The organism is Paracoccus sediminilitoris (assembly GCF_003259195.1).
Classification (GTDB): domain Bacteria; phylum Pseudomonadota; class Alphaproteobacteria; order Rhodobacterales; family Rhodobacteraceae; genus Paracoccus; species Paracoccus sediminilitoris.
Genome location: NZ_QJPK01000001.1, coordinates 61,515 through 81,541, shown reverse-complemented (window position 1 = coordinate 81,541; position 20,027 = coordinate 61,515). Strand labels below are relative to the sequence as shown.

The 20,027-nt window shown below is 62.9% G+C and carries 17 protein-coding genes; 13 read left to right on the top strand and 4 right to left on the bottom strand.

Annotation, left to right across the window (positions count from 1 at the left end):
- Positions 1-60: 60 nt before the first annotated feature.
- Entirely contained in the window at positions 61-852 is a 792-nt protein-coding gene (gene cysE, locus DKT70_RS00375; RefSeq protein WP_199559518.1) for a serine O-acetyltransferase, read from the top strand.
- Here cysE and DKT70_RS00370 read toward each other — a convergent pair whose 3' ends face one another.
- Both DKT70_RS00370 and DKT70_RS00365 read right to left on the bottom strand, forming a co-directional pair.
- Positions 853-1,911: a quinone-dependent dihydroorotate dehydrogenase gene (locus DKT70_RS00370; protein WP_111557315.1), complete on the bottom strand. Its 1,059-nt coding sequence runs from the start codon at positions 1,909-1,911 to the stop codon at positions 853-855.
- Positions 1,908-2,231 carry a DUF952 domain-containing protein gene (locus DKT70_RS00365; protein ID WP_111557314.1) on the bottom strand — a complete coding sequence of 108 codons (324 nt, stop codon included), beginning with the start codon at positions 2,229-2,231 and terminating at the stop codon, positions 1,908-1,910. Before DKT70_RS00365 ends, DKT70_RS00370 begins: the two co-directional genes overlap by 4 nt.
- A gap of 138 nt (positions 2,232-2,369) precedes the next feature.
- Here DKT70_RS00365 and DKT70_RS00360 point away from each other — a divergent pair, with 138 nt between their 5' ends.
- The 3 genes from DKT70_RS00360 (at position 2,370) to dacB (ending at position 6,064) form a co-directional block, all read left to right on the top strand.
- Positions 2,370-3,971, top strand: coding sequence for a bifunctional metallophosphatase/5'-nucleotidase (locus tag DKT70_RS00360; RefSeq protein WP_111557313.1), 1,602 nt, complete (start codon positions 2,370-2,372; stop codon positions 3,969-3,971).
- An 87-nt stretch (positions 3,972-4,058) separates the two neighbouring features.
- Entirely contained in the window at positions 4,059-4,655 is a 597-nt protein-coding gene (locus DKT70_RS00355; protein WP_111557312.1) for a nicotinate-nucleotide adenylyltransferase, read from the top strand.
- The gene (gene dacB / locus DKT70_RS00350; protein WP_111557311.1) at positions 4,652-6,064 is read left to right on the top strand and encodes a D-alanyl-D-alanine carboxypeptidase/D-alanyl-D-alanine endopeptidase; all 1,413 of its coding nucleotides are present in this window, start codon (positions 4,652-4,654) and stop codon (positions 6,062-6,064) included. The genes DKT70_RS00355 and dacB overlap by 4 nt, the downstream gene beginning before the upstream one ends.
- On the opposite strand, the gene DKT70_RS00345 is transcribed toward dacB, so the two are convergent.
- Positions 6,049-6,471, bottom strand: coding sequence for a tellurite resistance TerB family protein (locus tag DKT70_RS00345; protein ID WP_111557849.1), 423 nt, complete (start codon positions 6,469-6,471; stop codon positions 6,049-6,051). The two genes, dacB and DKT70_RS00345, sit on opposite strands and share 16 nt — an antisense overlap.
- Positions 6,472-6,559: 88 nt before the next feature.
- Here DKT70_RS00345 and DKT70_RS00340 point away from each other — a divergent pair, with 88 nt between their 5' ends.
- The 9 genes from DKT70_RS00340 to DKT70_RS00300 all read left to right on the top strand — a co-directional run bounded on the left by DKT70_RS00340 (position 6,560) and on the right by DKT70_RS00300 (position 19,624).
- A complete protein-coding gene (locus tag DKT70_RS00340; protein ID WP_111557310.1) occupies positions 6,560-8,146 on the top strand; it encodes a lysine--tRNA ligase in 1,587 nt (528 codons plus the stop codon).
- Between the two features lie 164 nt (positions 8,147-8,310).
- Positions 8,311-10,605, top strand: coding sequence for a glycosyl hydrolase family 28-related protein (locus DKT70_RS00335; RefSeq protein WP_111557309.1), 2,295 nt, complete (start codon positions 8,311-8,313; stop codon positions 10,603-10,605).
- Positions 10,606-10,833: 228 nt separating this feature from the next.
- Positions 10,834-12,789, top strand: coding sequence for an acetate--CoA ligase (gene acs / locus DKT70_RS00330; protein WP_111557308.1), 1,956 nt, complete (start codon positions 10,834-10,836; stop codon positions 12,787-12,789).
- A 123-nt stretch (positions 12,790-12,912) separates the two neighbouring features.
- Complete coding sequence (locus DKT70_RS00325; protein WP_111557307.1) at positions 12,913-13,170, top strand: DUF4212 domain-containing protein; 258 nt, start codon at positions 12,913-12,915, stop codon at positions 13,168-13,170.
- Positions 13,171-13,180: 10 nt separating this feature from the next.
- Entirely contained in the window at positions 13,181-14,989 is a 1,809-nt protein-coding gene (locus tag DKT70_RS00320) for a sodium:solute symporter family protein (RefSeq protein ID WP_111557306.1), read from the top strand.
- Between the two features lie 61 nt (positions 14,990-15,050).
- Positions 15,051-16,853 carry a DUF294 nucleotidyltransferase-like domain-containing protein gene (locus DKT70_RS00315; protein ID WP_111557305.1) on the top strand — a complete coding sequence of 601 codons (1,803 nt, stop codon included), beginning with the start codon at positions 15,051-15,053 and terminating at the stop codon, positions 16,851-16,853.
- Positions 16,850-17,362 carry a hypothetical protein gene (locus tag DKT70_RS00310; RefSeq protein WP_111557304.1) on the top strand — a complete coding sequence of 171 codons (513 nt, stop codon included), beginning with the start codon at positions 16,850-16,852 and terminating at the stop codon, positions 17,360-17,362. The genes DKT70_RS00315 and DKT70_RS00310 overlap by 4 nt, the downstream gene beginning before the upstream one ends.
- Positions 17,355-17,720 carry a response regulator transcription factor gene (locus DKT70_RS00305; RefSeq protein ID WP_111557303.1) on the top strand — a complete coding sequence of 122 codons (366 nt, stop codon included), beginning with the start codon at positions 17,355-17,357 and terminating at the stop codon, positions 17,718-17,720. The genes DKT70_RS00310 and DKT70_RS00305 overlap by 8 nt, the downstream gene beginning before the upstream one ends.
- Positions 17,720-19,624, top strand: coding sequence for a 3'-5' exonuclease (locus tag DKT70_RS00300; RefSeq protein WP_233490351.1), 1,905 nt, complete (start codon positions 17,720-17,722; stop codon positions 19,622-19,624). The genes DKT70_RS00305 and DKT70_RS00300 overlap by 1 nt, the downstream gene beginning before the upstream one ends.
- On the opposite strand, the gene DKT70_RS00295 is transcribed toward DKT70_RS00300, so the two are convergent.
- Positions 19,621-20,004, bottom strand: coding sequence for a hypothetical protein (locus DKT70_RS00295; protein ID WP_146612576.1), 384 nt, complete (start codon positions 20,002-20,004; stop codon positions 19,621-19,623). The genes DKT70_RS00300 and DKT70_RS00295 overlap by 4 nt on opposite strands.
- Positions 20,005-20,027 lie beyond the last annotated feature (23 nt).

Here is a 20,027-nt window from a genome sequence, read left to right as displayed (position 1 = left end):
GACGAGCGACCTGGCGGACCCGATATGAATATGCTGCATGCAGAAAAAATTCCCGTGTCGATGGACCGCGATGCCATCTGGGCGCAGCTGCGCGATGAGGCGCGCGAAGCCGTGGCGAACGAACCTTTGCTGGGGTCGCTGATCCATGCCGGATTGCTGCACCATGCCAATCTGGAAGCCGCGCTTGCCTTTCGGTTTTCGCTGAAGTTGGCGTCGGGTGAAATGAGCGAGCAGATCCTTCGTGAAATCGCCGATCAGGCCTATTCCGAGGCCCCCGAACTGGGGGATGCGGCCCGCGCTGATCTGATGGCGGTTTACGACCGGGACCCCGCCACCCATCGCCTTCTGCAGCCTGTGCTGTTTTTCAAGGGCTTTCAAGCGTTGCAGGCCTATCGAATGGCCCACTGGCTTTATACCAATGGCCGTGCCGACATGGCCTATTTCGTACAGATGCGCTGTTCGGAATGCTTCGGCGTGGATATTCATCCAGCTGCGACGATCGGAACCGGCGTGATGATCGACCACGCCCATTCCATCGTTATCGGCGAAACGGCAACCGTGGGAAACGATGTGTCGATGCTGCATTCCGTGACGCTGGGTGGAACCGGCAAGGAGGATGGCGATCGCCATCCTAAGATCGGGGACGGAGTGCTGATAGGTGCCGGAGCCAAGGTGCTTGGCAATATTCGGATCGGCCACCATTCGCGGATCGCGGCGGGGTCGGTTGTCTTGCACGAGGTGCCTCCGTGCAAGACAGTGGCGGGTGTGCCGGCGCGGGTTATCGGCGATGCAGGTTGTTCCGAACCCTCGCACAGTATGAACCAGTTGTTGGGTCTTCAGGATTTCGGCTGATCAGAGCCAATCTTTCGTGCCGCTGCCGCAAAGTTCGGGCAGAGTGATCGCGCGTTGACCCAACCGGTCATCAAGACCTTGGATCAGGCGCGGTGCGATCGACAATCCCTGGTAGATCATCGCGGAATAGATCTGCACCGCCGATGCCCCGGCGCGCAGCTTTTCCCACAGGTCGTCGAGGCTGGAGATGCCTCCGACCCCGATGAGCGGCATCTGGCCGTCTGTCGCCTTGTGCAGCAATGCCAGGACGCGCGTTGATTTCTTAAAGAGCGGGCGACCCGACAAGCCTCCCGCCTGGCCAGCATGAGGGCCGTTGATTCCTTCACGACCAAGCGTGGTGTTCGTGGCGATAATGCCGTCCAAGCCTGCATTTCTTGCGACCGAGGCCACCTGCGATATTTCCGCATCCGACAGGTCGGGCGCAATCTTGACGAAGACCGGCGGCTGAGAGTTCAGGGCGTCGCATGCTGTCAGAACGCGGTCCAGAAGCGCCGCCAAGGCAGCAGCACCTTGAAGGTCGCGAAGCCGTTCCGTGTTCGGGGACGAGACGTTCACCGTCACGAAGTCGGCTTTGGCACCAGCGATCGACACGACCTTGGCGAAATCCTCGGCGCGGTCCTCGCTATCCTTGTTCGCACCCAGGTTGAGCCCAACGGGAATGCCTGTGGAACGCGCGGCAAGGCGCTGGCCGATCACCTCGGCGCCTTCGTTGTTGAACCCGAAGCGGTTGATGATGGCTTGTTGATCCGTCAGACGGAAAAGGCGGGGTTTGGGGTTGCCGGGCTGGGGCCGTGGAGTTGCTGCGCCGATTTCGATGAAGCCGAAGCCGGACTTCATCAAGGCGTTGATGGCCTGTCCGTTTTTGTCATACCCCGCCGCCAGACCGACAGGGTTCGCAAGATCCATGCCCGCCAGATTGATACGCAGTCGGTCCGAGGTGACAGGCATGCCGTGCAACGGTGCCACACCCGCCGCAAGGGCGCGGATCGACAGGTCATGCGCCCTTTCGGGGTCGAGGCGGTGCAGAGCTGTCAGGCCAAGCTTTTCAATAAGGTTCATTCCAGATCCCCGGCCTCGTGGCCATCGATGTCGCGGGACCACAGGACATCCGATTGACGCAAGACGCGATAGAGATGAGGGAACAGATCACCCCCCCGCGAAGGCTCCCATCGCAGATCATCCTTCATCGCCTGCGGATCGCAGGCCAGAAGGACCAGTCCGCTTTCCCCTGCAAAATGCTTTGATAACGTCACGGGCAACTGCATCGCCGTAGAGAAATGAATATAGCCGTCGGATAGATCGACAGGTGCGCCTGCCGTCTGGCCGTCGCTTTGCATCTGGGCCCATTCAGGGGTGCGGAGAACCTTGTATATCAACATGCGCGTATTTGCCGTTCAGACGGGCACCGGGTCAAGATCTGATCTTGTCGTGCCATGTCGCATGGGAAAGTTTGACCTGCATGATCCACCGCGCCAATCTGGCGGGGCCGCCATATCGGGCCACAAAGGGAATCATGCATGACACGTCGCCTTCTTGCCGCTGCATCGGCGCTTGCGCTGTTCGCCGGAACCGCCAATGCCGAGATGGTGCTGGACATCCTTCACACCAATGACGTCCACAGCCGGATCGAACCGGTCAACGAATATGACAGCACCTGCGATGCTGAGACCTTGGAAGCGGGCGAATGCTTTGGCGGCGTGGCCCGTATCGCAAGCAAGATCAGCGAGTTGCGTGACCAGATCGCGGCCCAGGGCGGCAACGTGATCGTGCTGGATGCTGGTGACCAGTATCAAGGTTCGCTGTTCTATTCGACCTATAAGGGCGAAGACGTCGTCGAGTTCATGACGGCAATCGGCTATGATGCGATGGCTGTGGGCAACCACGAGTTTGACGATGGGCCCGAAGGACTGGCCTTGCTGACCAATGGCGTGGAATTTCCCGTTATCTCCAGCAATCTGGATGTTTCTCGGTCCAAGATTCTTTCGGATCAGGTTGGTAAGCACACCATCCTTGAGGTCGGTGATCAGAAGGTCGGCATCATCTCGGCATTGGCAACCGATACGGTCGAAACATCGTCGCCCGGCGCGGATGTCATCTTTCAGGATGAGGTCGAGGGGCTCAAGGCTGCCGTACAGGACCTCACCGATCAGGGTGTCGACAAGATCATCGCGCTGACCCATGTCGGCTATCTGCGCGACAAGGAGCTTGCCGCCGCCGTTCCGGGGATTGATGCGATTGTTGGCGGCCATTCCCATACCTTGCTGGGCGATATGGAAGGTGCCGCCGGCGCCTATCCGACGATGATCGATGGCGCCGACGGTGTCCAGGTGCCGGTGGTGCAGGCCTATGCTTACAGCAAATACCTGGGGCATCTTAAGCTGACCTTCGATGACGCCGGTATTCTGACCAAGGCCGAGGGTGCGCCTATCCTGCTGGACAGCACGGTCCCTGAGGACGAGGCGATCGCTGCGCGCGTGGCCGAGATGGCCCAGCCCATCGCTGAATTGCGTGCCGAGGTCGTGGCCTCCAGCACTGCTGCCATCAATGGAGACCGCGAGGTCTGTCGCGTTCGCGAATGCGAGATGGGCAACCTTGTTGCCGACGCCATGCTGGACCGGGTCAAGGATCAGGGCGTCACGATCGCGATTCAGAACGGCGGCGGGCTGCGTGCGTCCATCGATGAGGGCGATGTCACCATGGGCGAGGTCTATACCGTGTTGCCCTTCCAGAACACGTTGGCAACCTTCCAATTGACGGGCGCTGATATCGTCGAGGCATTGGAGAACGGTGCCAGTCAGTATGAGGAGATGGCTGGCCGCTTTGCACAGGTTTCGGGGCTGAAATACACCGTCGATCCCGCTGCCGATGCTGGCGAACGCATCAGCGATGTCATGGTGCAGTCCGATGGCGAATGGGCCCCCATCGATCCCGCCGCGACCTATGGCGTGACGACGAACAACTACATGCGGGGCGGTGGTGACGGCTATGCCGCCTTTGCGCAAAACGGTCAGAATGCCTATGATTTCGGGCCCGACCTGGCTGAGGTCGTGGCCGATTACCTTGGTGCGCAGCAGGGCGGCTATGAGCCCTATACCGACGGCCGCATCGTGGTGAAATGACGCATTGGCGGATGCCGGCCGTTTGGCGCGGCATCCGTCCCTAATCTGGGCGTTGGCTTGGCCGTATCTATCGGCTAAGCGGGCCTGATGAAAACCGGTTTCCCTCTTGCATTTCCTGGCCAGACGATCGGCCTTCTGGGCGGGTCATTCGATCCGGCCCATGATGGGCATGTCCTGATCAGCAAGGTTGCCTTGCGGCGTCTTCGGCTGGATCGGGTCTGGTGGCTGGCAAGCCCCGGAAACCCGCTGAAGGCCCATGGACCCGCCCCGCTTGAAACGCGCATGCAGAGGGCCAGAAGGTTGATCCGCGATCCCCGCATTGTCGTGACCGATATCGAATCCCGCCTTGGGCTGCGCAAGACCGCCGATACCCTGCAGGCGGTCGTGGCGCTTTATCCCGGAACGCGCTTTGTCTGGCTGATGGGGTCGGACAACCTGGTGCAGTTTCATCACTGGGATCGCTGGCGCCAGATCGCAGAGACCGTGCCCATGGCCGTCATGGCCCGGCCGGGCAGCCGCCTTGCGGCGCGACGGTCCGTTGCAGCGCAGGTGCTACGTCCCTTTCAGTTCCCTGAATACCGTGCCGCCCTTATCACACAGGCATCTGCGCCAGCCTGGGCCTTTCTGAACCTGCCGATGTCGGGCTTGTCCTCGACCGCGCTCCGCCAAAAGGGTGCAGCATGAACCTCTCTCGTCGCGGGTTTCTTGTTTCGGGACTGGCTGCCGGGCTGATCCCGGGAGGTGCTTTCGCCCAAGGCCTGGAACAACGTCCACCAGTGCGCCCCGCGCCGGATCCGCGCGATCTGATCGCCGGCTCCGGCCTGCCGGGGCAGGTGGGTTTCGCCCTGAGCGACGCGCGGGGGAATGCCATGTCCCTTGGTCATGCCGCCTTGCCGATCGCCCCCGCCAGCACGATGAAGGTCCTTACCGCGCTTTTTGCGTTGGACCGCCTTGGCGCGTCCCATCGTTTTCGCACACGGATCATCAGGTCCGGCGACATGCTGATCCTTGCCGGTGGCGGTGATCCGGTCCTGACTACCGATGATCTGGCCAAGCTTGCCGCGCAGCTTGGCGCGTCCGGGCAAACGCGCCCGACGCGTTTCGCCGTCTGGGGTGGTGCGCTGCCTCGGATGCGTCAGATCACCCAGCAGCAGGCGGATTACCTGTCCTACAATCCTGCGATTTCGGGGGTGATGCTGAACTTCAATCGCGTCCACCTGGGGTGGCGCCGGGTCGGAGTCGATTACCAGCTTTCGCTGGAGGCGCGCGCCGCCCGTCATTCCCCCCGTGCTTATACCGTGACGGCAACGCCTGCGTCGCAATCCAGCCTGTTCACCTATCGCGCCGATGAAGATCGCGAATATTGGACCGTGTCACGCGCCGCGATGGGGCGGAACGGCAGTCGCTGGCTGCCTGTGCGCCTGCCTGAACGCTATGCGGGGGACGTTTTCCAGACGCTGTGCCGTGCGCAGGGCGTGGTGCTGCCTTCCCCCGAGGTCATCGATGATTTGCCCAAGGGCATGACCGTCGCGTTCCACGACAGCCCGCCCCTTGAAACGATCATCCGCGACATGCTGAAATATTCCACCAATCTGACCGCCGAGACGCTTGGGCTGCATGCCAGTGGCGCACAGGATCTTGAACGCTCGGCGCAAGGAATGCGTGGATGGTTGGGGGATATTGGCCGGGGGATGCGGCTGGCCGATCATTCGGGCCTGTCTGCCGACAGTCTGATCTCGGCCTTCGGGATGGTTCGCGTTCTGAATGGTCCGGGGCGGGATCTGAACCTGCGCCCATTGCTGAAAGCGGAACCGCTTGACGCGGATCTTGGCCACGACGCGAGCATCCCTCACAAGGTCGCCGCCAAGACCGGCACGTTGAATTTCGTGTCCAACCTGGCGGGCTATGTGACCACCCCCAATGGCCGAGAGGGCAGTTTCGCGATCTTCTGCACCGATCCGCCGCGCAGGAATGCCAGCACGGGACTTGAGCTGCCCGCCGGGGTCAGCACGTGGACCCGTGCGGCCAAGACCCTTCAGCGGGACATGATCGGTGCTTTCGCCGACCGCCTTCGGGATCAAAGCGTGATGTGACGAACCCGCGCCGACAGCTCGATCGCGGCGGCGTGCAGACGAGAGATGTTCAACTGGTCGCGGATCTCGGCCAGCATGACGATTTCACCCTCATAGAGGCGTCCATCGGCAGCACCCACGTCGCAGGCCAATGCATAAGCTGTTTCATACAGTTTTTCGGGCAAGGCATCCCGGATCAGGCCGAACATGGCGTCAAGGCCGTCTTCCTCGTCGAACAACGTCATCACGGTCTGGCTGACGGCGCGGATGCGGTCATCGTCATAGGAGGCGAAGACGGGCGCGTGGTCCACCATGCGCTGGATCGCCACCAGCTCGGACGTGCGGATCGTGCTGTCCGAAGCCGAGACGGCCACCATCACCGCGACAAGCGCGTCACAGGGCGACAGGGAAGGCAGGTCGATGGTCATGGTGATCTCCGGTTGGGTCGGGCGCAGATTATTGACGATGGCGCGCGCTTTCAATAAGCGTTCCGGACCCCTAGCAGGAGAAGACACCATGACCACCTTGCGCGAAGCCGCAATGCAATCGAAGGCCTGGCCGTTCGAAGAGGCGCGCCGGGTGCTGAAACGTTACGAGAAGAAGGCGCCCGAAAAGGGCTATGTTCTTTTCGAGACGGGCTATGGACCATCGGGTCTTCCCCATATTGGAACCTTCGGCGAAGTCGCGCGCACGACGATGATCCGTCGCGCCTTCGAACTGATCAGCGACATCCCGACGCGGCTGATCTGTTTCTCGGACGACATGGATGGCATGCGCAAGGTTCCCGAAAACGTTCCCGATCAGGACAAGCTGCGGGAAAGCTTGCAGATGCCGCTGACCTCGGTGCCAGATCCCTTCGGCAAGTTTGACAGCTTTGGCGACCACAACAACGCGATGCTGCGTCGTTTCCTGGACACGTTCGGGTTCGAGTACGAATTCGTCAGTGCGACCGACTATTACAAATCCGGCAAGTTCGACGAAACGCTGCTGCGGGCCGCCGAGAAATACGACGAGATCATGGAGGTCATGCTGGCCAGCCTGCGCGAGGAGCGTCAGCAGAGCTATAGCTGCTTTTTGCCGATCAGCCCCAAGACGGGGCGTGTCCTCTATGTGCCGATCAAGCATGTCGATGCCAAGGCCGGCACCATCACCTTCGACGACGAAGACGGCGAGGAAATGACGCTGCCTGTGACCGGCGGCCAGGTCAAGCTGCAGTGGAAGCCCGATTTCGGCGCCCGTTGGGCCGCTCTGGATGTCGATTTCGAGATGTACGGCAAGGATCACAGCACCAACACTCCGATCTATGACCGCATCTGCGAAATCCTGGGCGGCCGCAAGCCCGAGCATTTCACCTATGAGCTGTTTCTGGATCAGGACGGCCAGAAGATCAGCAAGTCCAAGGGCAACGGCCTGTCGATCGACGAATGGCTGACCTATGCCTCGACCGAGAGCCTGTCCTATTTCATGTATCTGAAGCCGAAGACGGCCAAGCGGATGTATTTCGACGTCATCCCCAAGGCCGTCGACGAATATCATCAGCAGCTGCGCGCCTATCCCGACCAGACGCCGGAACAGCAGCTGGCCAACCCCGTGTGGCACATCCACGGCGGCGATGTGCCTGCCTCGGACATGGTGGTGCCGTTCCAGATGCTGCTGAACCTGGCATCGGTCGCGGGGCAGACCGGCAAGGAAGGGCTGTGGGGCTTCATCCAGCGCTATGCGCCGGAGGCCACGCCCGAAACCCATCCGGGACTGGATGCGGCTGCGGGCTTTGCGCTGCGTTATTTCGACGACTTCGTGGCGCCCACGCGGACCTTCCGCGATCCGACCGAGGTCGAGCGTCGCGCGATGGAGGATCTGGCTGGTCGTCTGGCCGCATGGAACCAGCCTGCAGACCCCGAAGCGCTGCAATCCATGGTCTTTGCCATCGGCAAGGAACACGGGTTCGAGCCGCTGCGCACGTGGTTCTCGGCGCTTTACCAGGTTCTGCTGGGTGCCGATCAGGGGCCGCGCTTCGGTGGCTTCATCGCACTTTACGGCATCGATGAGACGCGCAAGCTGATCGAAGCGGCGCTTGCGGGCGAACTGACGAAAAAGGCATAGGGAACAGGGGGCTTCGGCCCCCTTTTTCATGGGGCCCGTTGCGTGATCCGCTGTTGCGCCGAACTTCCCGTTCAGGGTGGGTTAACCATTCATCAACTATTTCCTTTCGCATCACGCCGGGACTTTTTCCGCCCGGCCGTCATGCCGATGAAAAGGGATAGCCGATGAACATTGCGATCACGAACGGGCTCTTGTTGACACCTTCGGACTTTCGCGCAGGGCTTGGGGTCTGGTCGCGCACGGATGGCACATCGGGCAGTCCGACATGGGATCAGGCCGACAACGCATCCGTCGTACCGGCGGACCAAGATTTTGGCGCCTGCTTTGAAGTGATCAAGCAGCAGACGACGACCAGCCTGCGCTTCATGGGCGAAACGCCGATGATCCCCGGCGTCTACCTGCGGATTTCGGCGCGGGTCAAGGCGGTGGCCGGGGCGCTGGCCAGCGCCCGCATCGCCGGATGGGCGGGTGACGGGCAGCGCAACCATGTCGATGGGGTGGTCGAGGTCGGACCCACCACGGCAATGCGCAGCTATGGCGAAGTCATCGAAGTCAGCGCGATCGTCGGGATCGGGTCGCGCAAGGGGGTCGATATGGCCTGGGGCACCAAGCCCGTCTTCGGACATTTCGGGCTGGACCTGGTCGGATCGAACGGGGGCGTCTTCCGCGTCGAATCACTGCGGATCGACGACATCACCGCCGCCTTCGTGCCGTCCCTGCTGGATTGGGTCGACGTGCGCGATTTCGGCGCGGTGGGTGACGGCGTCACCAACGACCGCGATGCCTTCATCGCCGCCGACCGGGCCAGCAATGGCGGTTGGGTGGTGGTACCGGAGGGCAATTTCTTCATCGCCGGTGATCTTTCCCTCAACAGTCCGGTCCGGTTCAAGGGGCGGATCAGCACGCCGGTATCGACGCGCGTGGCCTTCCTGAAAAGCTTTGATTTCCCCACCTACGCCAGCGCCTTTGGTGACGAAACGCTTGGCATCAAGAAGGCCATCCAGGCCTTGCTGGGTTACACCGATCACCTGTCTCTGGATCTGTGCGGGCGTCGTGTGGACCTGGACGAACCGCTTATGCTGGATCAGTTCGCCCCCGATCTGGACGGCTTTTCCAACCGACGGCTGATCCGCAACGGCGGCATCCAGGCCAAGGCCGGTCCCGCCTGGAATACCGGGCGCTGGAGCAGCGTGGCAACCTACAAGCCGACGAACCCGATGATGCTGACTGGCGTGGCCAACGTGGCGCAGATCGAGGTCGGCAGCCGGGTCATCGGCAGCGGTGTCGGCCGCGAGGTCTATGTCAACGCACGAAATATCAGCGCGGGCACCCTGACCCTGTCGCAACCGCTTTATGGCGGGGCCGCGACCCGGACCTACAGCTTTGAGCGGTATCGGTATCTGTTCGACTTCTCTGGTGTCCGGCAACTGGACCGGCTGCATTTTGTCGATATCGATTTCGGCTGCGAAGGCATTGCCAGCGGCATCATGCTCTCCGCGAAGGGTGAGATGATCCAGGTCAAGGACTGCTATTTCACCCGCCCCAGGGATCGCGGCATCACATCGATCGGGCGCGGTTGTCAGGACTTGCTGGTAGATAATTGCCAGTTCCTGTCGAATGACATGGAGCTGCCCGCGCAGGAACGCACCACCGTCGCCATCAACGTGAACGCCAACGACGTCAAGATCCGCAACAACCGCTTCGTTCGCTTTGCCCATTTCATGGTGGCCAATGGCGGGGGGCACATCATCTCTGGGAACCACTGGTTTCAGGGCGACGGGTCGGGGCAGGGGCTGCGCTATGCGGGCCTGGTGCTGACCCAGCCGAATGTCCAGACCACGGTCAGCGGCAACTATATCGACAATGCTTCGATCGAATGGACGAACGAACACAGCGCCTATCCGGTCTTCAACAACAACGAGTTCAGCTTTGGCGGCCTGACGCTGACCGGGAACACCTTCCTGTGCTCGAACACCGCGTCGTGGTTCACCTGGATCACGGTCAAACCGTATGGCAGCGGGCATTTCATCCAAGGCCTTAACGTGGTCGGAAACGTGTTCAAGGCACTTTACGGCAATGTCGAACGGATTGACCGGGTCGATACCTCGATCGCGGATCTGAACTACAACAACATGCGCAACCTGCAATTTCAGGCCAACACCTTCAATGGCGTGAATACCTATGTGGCCAACCCGCTGATGATCCAAGTGTCGCAGAACAATCCCGGTGCGAACTGGACGACCGGGAGTATCACCGGCCTGCCCTTCCAGGGATGGGCGAAATCGGTGCAATCTGTGGTGGCCGAAACGGCACTGCTTGCCTCGGACAATTCGCGCGTCGATGCCAGCCCCAACGTCCAGTTCGAAGTCGGCAGCGCGCGGCGCCAGATCCGTCTCGGCTGGGCGCAGCCCCTTAAGGGGCGGGTGTGTGTCTATGTGCGGATGGATCGTCCGCAATAGGGCGACAGGGATCAGGGAATATGGGGGCGTCGGTCGCAAGACCGGCGCCCTTTTGGTGAATTTTTCACAAATTGATATCCCCAGTTGTGAAAACATTAACAAAAAAATCGTTTGAAAAAAAAGAGTTAACTTTTCTGACGTTTCATGATTAACATTCTTGGAAACATGGCAGGGCATCAGGGGAAGGATGCGCAACCTGTCATGACATGGCCGAGAGGAGGGGATGTCATGAGCGCTGATAACATTCAGAAACACGCGGTTCCGGCGGGCTTGGAAAACGCACATGTCGGACCTGACGATTACGCGCGTCTCTATGCCGAATCGATCGATGATTCCGAAGCCTTCTGGGGTCGTGAAGGCAAGCGGCTGGACTGGATCAAGCCCTATGCCAAGGTCAAGAACACCGATTTCACCTTCGGGCAGGTCGACATCAAGTGGTACGAGGACGGCGTCTTGAACGCCTGCGTGAATTGCGTGGATCGTCACCTGCCCACACGCGCCGATCAGACCGCCATCATCTTTGAACCCGACGATCCGCAGACCCCCGCGCAGCACATCACCTATGCGCAGTTGTCCGACAGCGTGAACCGCTTTGCCAACGTCCTGCTGAGCCAGGGCATCATGCGGGGCGACCGCGTCGTGATCTATATGCCGATGATCCCCGAAGCCGCCTATGCCATGTTGGCCTGCGCGCGCATCGGCGCGATCCATTCGATCGTCTTTGCGGGCTTTTCGCCCGATGCGCTGGCCAACCGGATCAACGATTCCGGCGCCAAGGTTGTGATCACCGCCGATACCGCGCCGCGCGGCGGTCGCCGCACGAACCTGAAGGCCAATGCCGACGCCGCATTGCTGCATTGTTCGGACAAGGTGCGCTGTCTTGTGGTCAAGCATACGGGCGACCAGACGACCTGGATCCAGGACCGCGACGTGGACGTCAAGGCACAGATGCAGCAGGTCGGCCCTGACTGCCCGCCGCGCCCGATGAATGCCGAAGATCCGCTGTTCGTGCTTTATACATCGGGCTCGACCGGCAAGCCCAAGGGCGTGGTGCATACGACCGGCGGCTATCTGGTCTATGCCGCGATGACCCATCAATACACTTTCGACTATCACGACGGCGATGTCTTCTGGTGCACGGCCGATGTGGGCTGGGTCACGGGGCACAGCTATATCGTCTATGGTCCGCTGGCCAACGGCGCGACGACGCTGATGTTCGAGGGCGTGCCGACCTGGCCTGATGCCAGCCGCTTCTGGCAGGTCTGCGAAAAGCACAAGGTGACGCAGTTTTACACCGCGCCGACCGCGATCCGGGCGCTGATGGGCAAGGGCCCGGAATTCGTCGACGGCCACGACCTGTCCAGCCTGCGCATCCTGGGGACGGTGGGCGAGCCCATCAACCCCGAAGCCTGGAACTGGTACAACGACCATGTCGGCAAGGGCCGTTGCCCCATCGTCGACACCTGGTGGCAGACCGAAACCGGCGGCCACCTGATCACGCCGCTGCCCGGTGCGACGGAAACCAAGCCCGGCTCCGCGACCGTTCCTTTCTTCGGCATCCGGCCCGAGATCCTGGACCCGTCCAGCGCCGAACGCATCGACGGAAACCCTGCCGAGGGGGTACTGTGCATCGCCGACAGCTGGCCCGGACAGATGCGCACCGTCTGGGGCGATCACCAGCGATTCATGGAAACCTATTTCCAGCAATATCCCGGCTATTACTTCACCGGCGACGGCTGCCGCCGGGATGAGGACGGCTATTACTGGATCACCGGTCGCGTCGATGACGTCATCAATGTCAGCGGCCACCGCATGGGCACCGCCGAGGTCGAAAGCGCCCTTGTCGCCCATGAAAAGGTCGCCGAGGCCGCGGTGGTCGGTTACCCCCACCAAGTCAAGGGCCAAGGCATCTATGCCTATGTCACGCTGATGAACGGGATCGAGCCATCGGACGAATTGCGCGCCGATCTGGAGCGATGGGTCCGCGCCGAGATCGGCCCCATCGCCAAGCCCGACCTGATCCAGTGGGCGCCCGGTCTGCCCAAGACGCGGTCTGGCAAGATCATGCGCCGCATCCTGCGCAAGATCGCGGAAAACGACTATGGGGCCTTGGGCGACATCTCGACCCTAGCCGAACCCGAGGTCGTCGACGAATTGATCGAAAACCGCATGAATCGCGGCTGAGATCGGCAGGGGTGACGCGCAGGCGTCACCCCGCAACACCGCCCCGGCTGTCCCGCCAGGCACAGGGCGTCTTCAAAAGGCCAAGGCGGATCGACATGTCTGAACAGGGAGGACCTAAGGGACATGAGTGACAGACAATCTTCGAATGCCTATTGGCAGGCCAATCTTCGCATCATCTATGGCTGTATCGCCGTCTGGGCGCTGGTGTCATACGGTGCCGCGATCATCTTCCGGCCGCTGCTGCAATCCATTCCAATCGGAGGAACGGATCTGGGTTTCTGGTTTGCGCAGCAGGGTTCGATCCTGTGTTTCATCGTGCTGATCTTTTTCTATGCCGCACGCATGAACAAGCTGGATGCCGAATACGGCGTGGACGAGTGAGGATGCGGACATGAGCCAGTTTACCCTTAACCTGCTTTTCATCGGTGCCTCTTTCGCGCTGTATATCGGCATCGCGATCTATTGCCGTGCGAAATCCACCGCCGAATTCTATGCCGCGAACCGGGGCGTCAGCCCGGTGGTGAACGGCATGGCGACGGCTGCCGACTGGATGTCGGCCGCGTCCTTCATCTCGATGGCTGGTCTGATTGCGTTTACCGGCTATGACAACTCGACCTACCTGATGGGGTGGACGGGCGGCTATGTGCTGCTGGCCCTGCTGCTGGCACCTTACCTGCGGAAATTCGGCAAGTTCACCGTGCCGGAATTCATCGGTGACCGCTTCTATTCGCCGACCGCGCGCATCATCGGCGTGATCTGCCTGCTGATCGTCTCGATCACCTATGTGATCGGCCAGATGACCGGCGTGGGCGTCACCTTCTCGCGCTATCTCGAGGTGTCGAACTCGACCGGTCTGTGGATCGGCGCGGCGCTGGTCTTCTGCTATGCCGTCCTTGGCGGCATGAAGGGCATCACCTACACGCAGGTGGCCCAATATGTCGTGCTGATCATCGCCTATACCATTCCGGCGGTCTTCATCTCGTTGCAGCTGACGGGCAACTTCCTGCCGCAGCTGGGCCTGTTCGGCACGCACGAGGCTTCGGGCATGGCCTTCCTGGCCAAGCTGGACATGCTGGTGACCGACCTTGGCTTCCGCCAGTACACGGCGCATCACAACTCGACGCTCGACATGGTGCTGTTCACCATGGCGCTGATGATCGGCACCGCGGGCCTGCCGCACGTCATCATCCGCTTCTTCACCGTTCCCAAGGTGTCGGACGCGCGCAAATCGGCTGGCTGGGCGCTGGTCTTCATCGCGCTGCTCTACACCGTCGCCCCGGCGGTGGGGTCGATGGCGCGCTTCAACCTGACCGCCACCATGTGGCCGGGCGCACAGACCGGCGACACCTACAGCCAGCCGGCCGTATCGCTGGACAGTATCCAGAACGATGCCGACAAGGCGTGGATGCGCAACTGGCAGGTGACCGGCCTGCTGAACTGGGAAGACAAGAACGGCGACGGCCTGATCCAGTACTATAACGACGCGGCCACCACCGGCCCCGTGACAGAAATGGCCACCGCCCAAGGCTTGGCCGGGAACGAGCTGACCACCGTGAACAATGACATCATGGTGCTGGCCAACCCCGAAATCGCCAACCTTCCCGGTTGGGTGATCGCCATCGTCGCCGCCGGCGGTCTGGCCGCTGCCTTGTCCACGGCTGCGGGCCTGCTGCTGGCGATCTCGGGTGCCGTCAGCCACGATCTGATCAAAGGCACATTGCGTCCGAACATCAGTGAAAAGGGCGAACTGATGGCCGCCCGCATCTCGATGGCGCTGTCCATTCTGGTGGCGACGCTTCTTGGTCTGAACCCGCCGGGCTTTGCGGCGCAGACGGTGGCGCTGGCCTTCGGCCTCGCCGCAAGCTCGATCTTCCCGGTTCTGATGATGGGCATCTTCTCGAAGACCGTCACCAAGGAAGGCGCGATTGCGGGGATGCTGGCGGGGATCATCTCGACCCTGCTCTATATCTTTGCCTACAAGGGTTGGTTCTTCATCAGCGGCACCAACATGCTGGAGGATACGGCAGCGAACTGGCTGTTCGGCATTTCGCCTGCATCGTTCGGCACCATCGGCGCCCTGATCAACTTCGTGGTCGCCTATCTGGTGTCGCAGGCCACCGAAAAGCCCCCGGTCGAAGTGCAGGAACTGGTCGAATCGATCCGCGTTCCGCGCGGCTCGGGCAGCGCGGTTATGCACTGAACGACAGTGCCGCGTCCCCGTCACGGGGGCGCGGCAGCCCAACCGCAAAGGTCACAAGGTGATGACGCAAAGCATCGTCGATTTCATCGCCACCGTTCACCCCTATGACAGCCTGGGACGGGATGAGCTGACGCGTGTCGCCAGCTTTTTCAGCCGCAGGACATATCCGGCCGGCGACCAGATCTATCGCCTTGGCGAACGTCTGCCCGGCCTTTACCTGATCGAGGAAGGCACCGTCACCGTCACGGACCGCAACGGCGACAGCGTATCCCGCCTGGGGCCGCGCAACTCGTTCGGGGAACGCGGGCTGCTGCGCGACGGCGTGGCCGTGACCTCGGCCCATGCGACCGATACCGCGCAGGTGCTGATGCTGCCGGCCGAGCCGCTGCGCGCGCTGATCGCCCGCCACCCCGTCGTGGCGCGCTTCTTCGACCGATCCGGGGCGCGGGGCAGCGATGTCGCGACCCTGAGGGTGGCGGATTTGCTGTCGGCCAATCCCCAGAGCTGCCCACCCGACACCCCCATCATCGAGGCCGCCCGCATGATGCGCGACGCCCGCATCAGCAGCCTTGGCATCACCCAAGGCGCCCGGCTGATCGGGTTGGTCACCATCCGCGACATGTCCAACCGCGTCGTGGCCGAAGGGCGGGACATGCGCCAGCCGGTGTCGTCGATCATGACGCCGGACCCCGTGACGCTGGCGCCGACCGCCCTGGGGCATGATGTCCTGAACATCATGGTCGAACGCCGTGTCAGCCATCTGCCCGTGGTGCGGAACGGGGAATTCGTGGGCATGATCAGCCAGACGGACCTGACCCGGGCGCAGTCGATCTCGGCATCGGGGTTGATCCGGGAAATCACCCTCGCCGAAAGCGCGGACCAGATGGCCAAGGTCACGGCGCGCATCCCGCATCTTCTTGTCCAGCTGGTTCAGGTCGGTCAGCGCCACGAAGTGATCACTCGGATGGTCACCGACATCGCCGATGCCGTGACGCGTCGCCTGCTGGATCTGGCGCAGGCGCGGCTTGGGCCACCGCCTGCGCCCTTTTTATGGGCCGCCTGCGGGTCGCAAGGGCGCCAGGAACAGACCGGCGTCAGCGATCAGGACAATTGCCTGATCCTGGCCCGGGGTGCCGATCCGAACCATCCCTGGTTCCGCGACCTGGCCCGCCAGGTCTGCGACGGGCTGAACATCTGCGGCTATGTCCATTGCCCCGGCGACATGATGGCCACGAATCCGCGTTGGCGGCAGCCCTTGCAGGTCTGGCAGGGCTATTTCCGCGACTGGATCAGCCATCCCTCGCCCGAGGCGCAGATGCTGGCTTCGGTCATGTTCGACCTGCGCGCCATCGGCGGCGATGCGCGCCTGCTGGAGGGGTTGCAGGCTGAAACCTTGGGACAGGCCTCGCAGAATTCGATCTTCGTCGCCCATATGGTGGCCAATTCCCTGAAACACCGTCCGCCCTTGGGAATGATCGGGCGCTTTGCCACCATCCGGACGGGCGAACATCGCGATCACATCGACATGAAGCATAACGGGGTGGTCCCGGTCACCGATCTGGCCCGCGTCTATGCGCTGCAGGGCCGGTTGGGGTCGGTGAACACCCGCGCCCGGCTGGAGGATGCCGAGGCGCGCGGTGTCATCTCGGGCAGCGGCGGGCGCGACCTGATTGCCGCCTATGACATGATCCAGACGACGCGCCTGCAAAACCAGGCGCATCTGATCAAGGCCGGTCGCAAGCCGGACAATTACCTGTCGCCAGCGGATCTGCCGGATCTGGAACGCAGCCATCTGCGCGATGCCTTCGTGGTGGTACGCTGGATGCAATCGGCGGCGGGACACGGAAAGGGAATGCTGGGATGAACGGGATCGGAACTGACCTTTTGGGCGTGATCGTCGTGGGCATCGGGGCGGCGGCGGTGCTTTATGCCGGCATGCATGCGGTGCGACGGTTCGGGCTGTCGCCCGCGCCGTGGCTGTTGCCGGCAGGGATCGGGCTGGCGATGGTCGCCTATTCCGTCTGGAACGATTACGGCTGGTATGGCCGCGCGGTCGATCAGCTGCCGCAGGATGCACAGGTCCTGCTGGTCGGGCGCGAGAAGCTGCCTTGGGCGCCCTGGACCTATCTGGCGCCCGTCGCGATGCGCTTTGCCGTGCTTGATCCCGCGACCGTCAGCGACGGGGATGACGGCACGCGTCATGCCCAGATCATGCTGGTGGAACGTCGCGGGCGGACGGTGATCGTGCCGCAGGATTTCGACTGCAAGGGCCAGCGCATCCGTCCCGCGCGTGGTGACTGGACGCCTGCGCAGACCGACGACACGGCCTATGCGGCGGTCTGTTCGGGGCAGGGGGCCGTTGTCCATGGCTGACATCCTGGTCATCGAGGACGAGGATAACATCGCCGTCGCGCTGGATTTTCTGCTGACGCGCGACGGGCACCGCCATGCGCGATTGGCGACGGGCGGCGGTGCGCTGGACCGCATCCGTGACAGCCGCCCCGACTTGGTTTTGCTGGACGTGATGCTGCCCGAAGTGTCCGGATACCAGATCGTGCAGGAGATTCGCGCCGATCCGGCCCTGCAGGGCGTCCGCGTCCTGATGATGACCGCGCGGGGATCGGTGGTCGAACGCCGCAAGGGGCTGGCCCTAGGGGCCGACGGTTTTATCGCCAAACCGTTCGAGCTGGCCGAGCTGCGCGGCGAGATCGCCCGGCTGCTGGCGCGATGATGCGCGCGCTGTCACTGCGGCTGCGCATTCTGGCGCTGTTCGCGGGGCTGGCGCTGTGCCTTCTGATCATCGCGGGGCTGGCGCTTGCGGTGCTGGCCCGCGCAGGCGACCCGACCGACCCCGATCCCTTGATCCAGGCGGCGATGATCGCGGGTTTCGGCATCACGGCGGCGGTGACGGGGCTGTGGCTGCTGTTCGATCTGCATCTGGCGCGCCCATTGGAACGCCTGGCGGGTGCCTTGCGCACCGGTACGGTTCCAGATGCGACGGCGCGCCATCTGGGTGATCTTGGTCCTGCCGCGCGCGATGCGGCGGCGGCCCGCGCCAGTGCCGATCAGGCCCTGCAGCAGGCCATCGCGGATCACGCCGCCGAACAGCAATCCGAAAAATCCAGCCTCGAGGCGATCCTGGCCGATTTCGGGGCCGGTGCCGTGATGACCGATGCCGCCGGGCGGGTGGTCTTTTACAATGCCAGCGCCGCGGGGTTCCTGCCGGGGCTGGCGCTGGACAGGCCGCTGGCCGGCCACCTGCAGACGGGCGCGCTGGACGCGGCGCAGATGCGGCTGCGGGCCGGGGCGCCCGCGACCGATTTGACCTGCCTGACGACGCAGGGCCAGCGGCTGTCCTGCCGCTTGCGCCGCATGCCCGACGGCCTGCTGCTGATCCTGCGCGACCGCCATGTCGACCGGCCCGCGCCGCGCGACACGCTGGAGGCGCTGCGCCGTCACGCAGCCACGCTGGTGCCGATGCTGGACGCACTGGACGGTCCGATCCCGCCTGCCTTGGCCCAGGCCATCCGGTCCGAAGGGCAGGGACTTGCCCGCACCACCCGCGCCCTGTCGCAGATCCTTGCCAGCGATGCGCCCCGATCGACCGCCACCCTGACCGAGATCGCCGCCGGGCTGCCCCTTGCCCAAAACCTGCCGCCCGCGCTGTTTCAGGCAGATGCGGCGCAGATGAACGCGCTGCTGTCCATGCTGCATGCGCGGTTGCTGGACCGCGGGCTGACGCCGCAGCTGGACCTGCATCCCGACCATGACGGGCAGGCGCGCCTTGTCCTGCAGTGGGCAGGCGACCCACTTGCCATGGACATGCTGGAGGCATGGCTGGCCATCCCCCCCGATCCCAGCCATCCGGATCTGACCGGGCACGAGATCCTGGCTCGCCACGGCACCGGCATCTGGTCGGATCCTGCCGGTGAGCAGGGGCGACTGATCATGCCGCTGACCATCCTGGACCAGACCGCGCAGGACAGCGGCGTCACCTATGATTTTGCGCTGGCGTCGCGCGGTGCGGCCTCGGGGCGGTTGGTGGACCTGAGCTGCGTGGTCTTCGACACGGAAACGACGGGGCTTTCGGACAGCGACGCCATCGTCCAGATCGCGGGGCTGCGCCTGGCGCGCGGCCGTCTGACCGGCGAACGGTTCGAGACGCTGGTCAATCCTGGCAGGCCCATTCCCCCATCATCGACCACCATTCACGGGATCACCGACGCGATGGTGGGCCAGGCCCCCGACCTGACGGCGGCCCTGACGGCATTCCGCCATTTCTGCGGCGATGACGTGCTGGTTGCGCATAATGCGCCCTTCGACATGGGTTTCCTGCGTCGTGCGGCACGTCAGACGGGGGCGCATTTCGACAATCGGGTTCTGGATACCGTGTTGCTGTCGGCCATGGTCTGGGGTCAGTCCGAGGATCACAGCCTTGACGCGCTGACGGCACGGCTTGGCATCACGATCCCGCCGCACGATCGTCATACGGCGATGGGCGACACAGCCGCCACGGCCAAGGCCTTCCTGAAGCTGGTGCAGGCCATGCAGGCAAAAGGGATCGTCACCTTTCACGACGCCCAGCAGCAGGCGCGCCGCCACCGCCGTCTGATCGCGGACGCCAACAGCGCCTAAAGTGGAATTTGCGGGGCGTCGGGGTCGATGAGGAATGGCCGCGCGGGCGGGTCTTCCGTCAGCCCGTCAAACCCTTCGCCCAAGGGCGGAGGCGGCGGGGCGTCATCGCGCCGCCGGATCACGATATCGCCGTTTTCCAGCCGTTTGGGGGGATGATAGTTCCCGAGGTCATCCACCATGACCGCCAGATCCTGCAGCACCGGTGCCATGCGATCCAGCGCCGTGGCCAGATCGTCGATCTGGGGACCGCCATCCTGCATGAAATTGCGCAGCATCATGTCGAAACCGCGTTGGAACAGGCTGCCCGCATCCTCATCCTGCGCGGATGCGGGGGCGGCTGACATGATGGCGGCAAATGCCAGGGCCGGTAAGCGTGTCATGGCTTCAAGATGGGGCAGGCAGG

Excerpts from the sequence above, each read along its gene's own strand:
- DKT70_RS00295 (WP_146612576.1), bottom strand. The coding sequence starts at position 20,004 with ATGACACGCTTACCGGCCCTGGCATTTGCCGCCATCATGTCAGCCGCC.
- cysE (WP_199559518.1), top strand. The coding sequence starts at position 61 with ATGGACCGCGATGCCATCTGGGCGCAGCTGCGCGATGAGGCGCGCGAA.
- DKT70_RS00305 (WP_111557303.1), top strand. The coding sequence starts at position 17,355 with ATGGCTGACATCCTGGTCATCGAGGACGAGGATAACATCGCCGTCGCG.
- DKT70_RS00340 (WP_111557310.1), top strand. The coding sequence starts at position 6,560 with ATGACCACCTTGCGCGAAGCCGCAATGCAATCGAAGGCCTGGCCGTTC.
- acs (WP_111557308.1), top strand. The coding sequence starts at position 10,834 with ATGAGCGCTGATAACATTCAGAAACACGCGGTTCCGGCGGGCTTGGAA.
- DKT70_RS00300 (WP_233490351.1), top strand. The coding sequence starts at position 17,720 with ATGCGCGCGCTGTCACTGCGGCTGCGCATTCTGGCGCTGTTCGCGGGG.
- DKT70_RS00360 (WP_111557313.1), top strand. The coding sequence starts at position 2,370 with ATGACACGTCGCCTTCTTGCCGCTGCATCGGCGCTTGCGCTGTTCGCC.
- DKT70_RS00370 (WP_111557315.1), bottom strand. The coding sequence starts at position 1,911 with ATGAACCTTATTGAAAAGCTTGGCCTGACAGCTCTGCACCGCCTCGAC.
- DKT70_RS00345 (WP_111557849.1), bottom strand. The coding sequence starts at position 6,471 with ATGACCATCGACCTGCCTTCCCTGTCGCCCTGTGACGCGCTTGTCGCG.
- DKT70_RS00315 (WP_111557305.1), top strand. The coding sequence starts at position 15,051 with ATGACGCAAAGCATCGTCGATTTCATCGCCACCGTTCACCCCTATGAC.
- DKT70_RS00320 (WP_111557306.1), top strand. The coding sequence starts at position 13,181 with ATGAGCCAGTTTACCCTTAACCTGCTTTTCATCGGTGCCTCTTTCGCG.
- DKT70_RS00325 (WP_111557307.1), top strand. The coding sequence starts at position 12,913 with ATGAGTGACAGACAATCTTCGAATGCCTATTGGCAGGCCAATCTTCGC.
- DKT70_RS00335 (WP_111557309.1), top strand. The coding sequence starts at position 8,311 with ATGAACATTGCGATCACGAACGGGCTCTTGTTGACACCTTCGGACTTT.
- DKT70_RS00365 (WP_111557314.1), bottom strand. The coding sequence starts at position 2,231 with ATGTTGATATACAAGGTTCTCCGCACCCCTGAATGGGCCCAGATGCAA.
- dacB (WP_111557311.1), top strand. The coding sequence starts at position 4,652 with ATGAACCTCTCTCGTCGCGGGTTTCTTGTTTCGGGACTGGCTGCCGGG.
- DKT70_RS00355 (WP_111557312.1), top strand. The coding sequence starts at position 4,059 with ATGAAAACCGGTTTCCCTCTTGCATTTCCTGGCCAGACGATCGGCCTT.
- DKT70_RS00310 (WP_111557304.1), top strand. The coding sequence starts at position 16,850 with ATGAACGGGATCGGAACTGACCTTTTGGGCGTGATCGTCGTGGGCATC.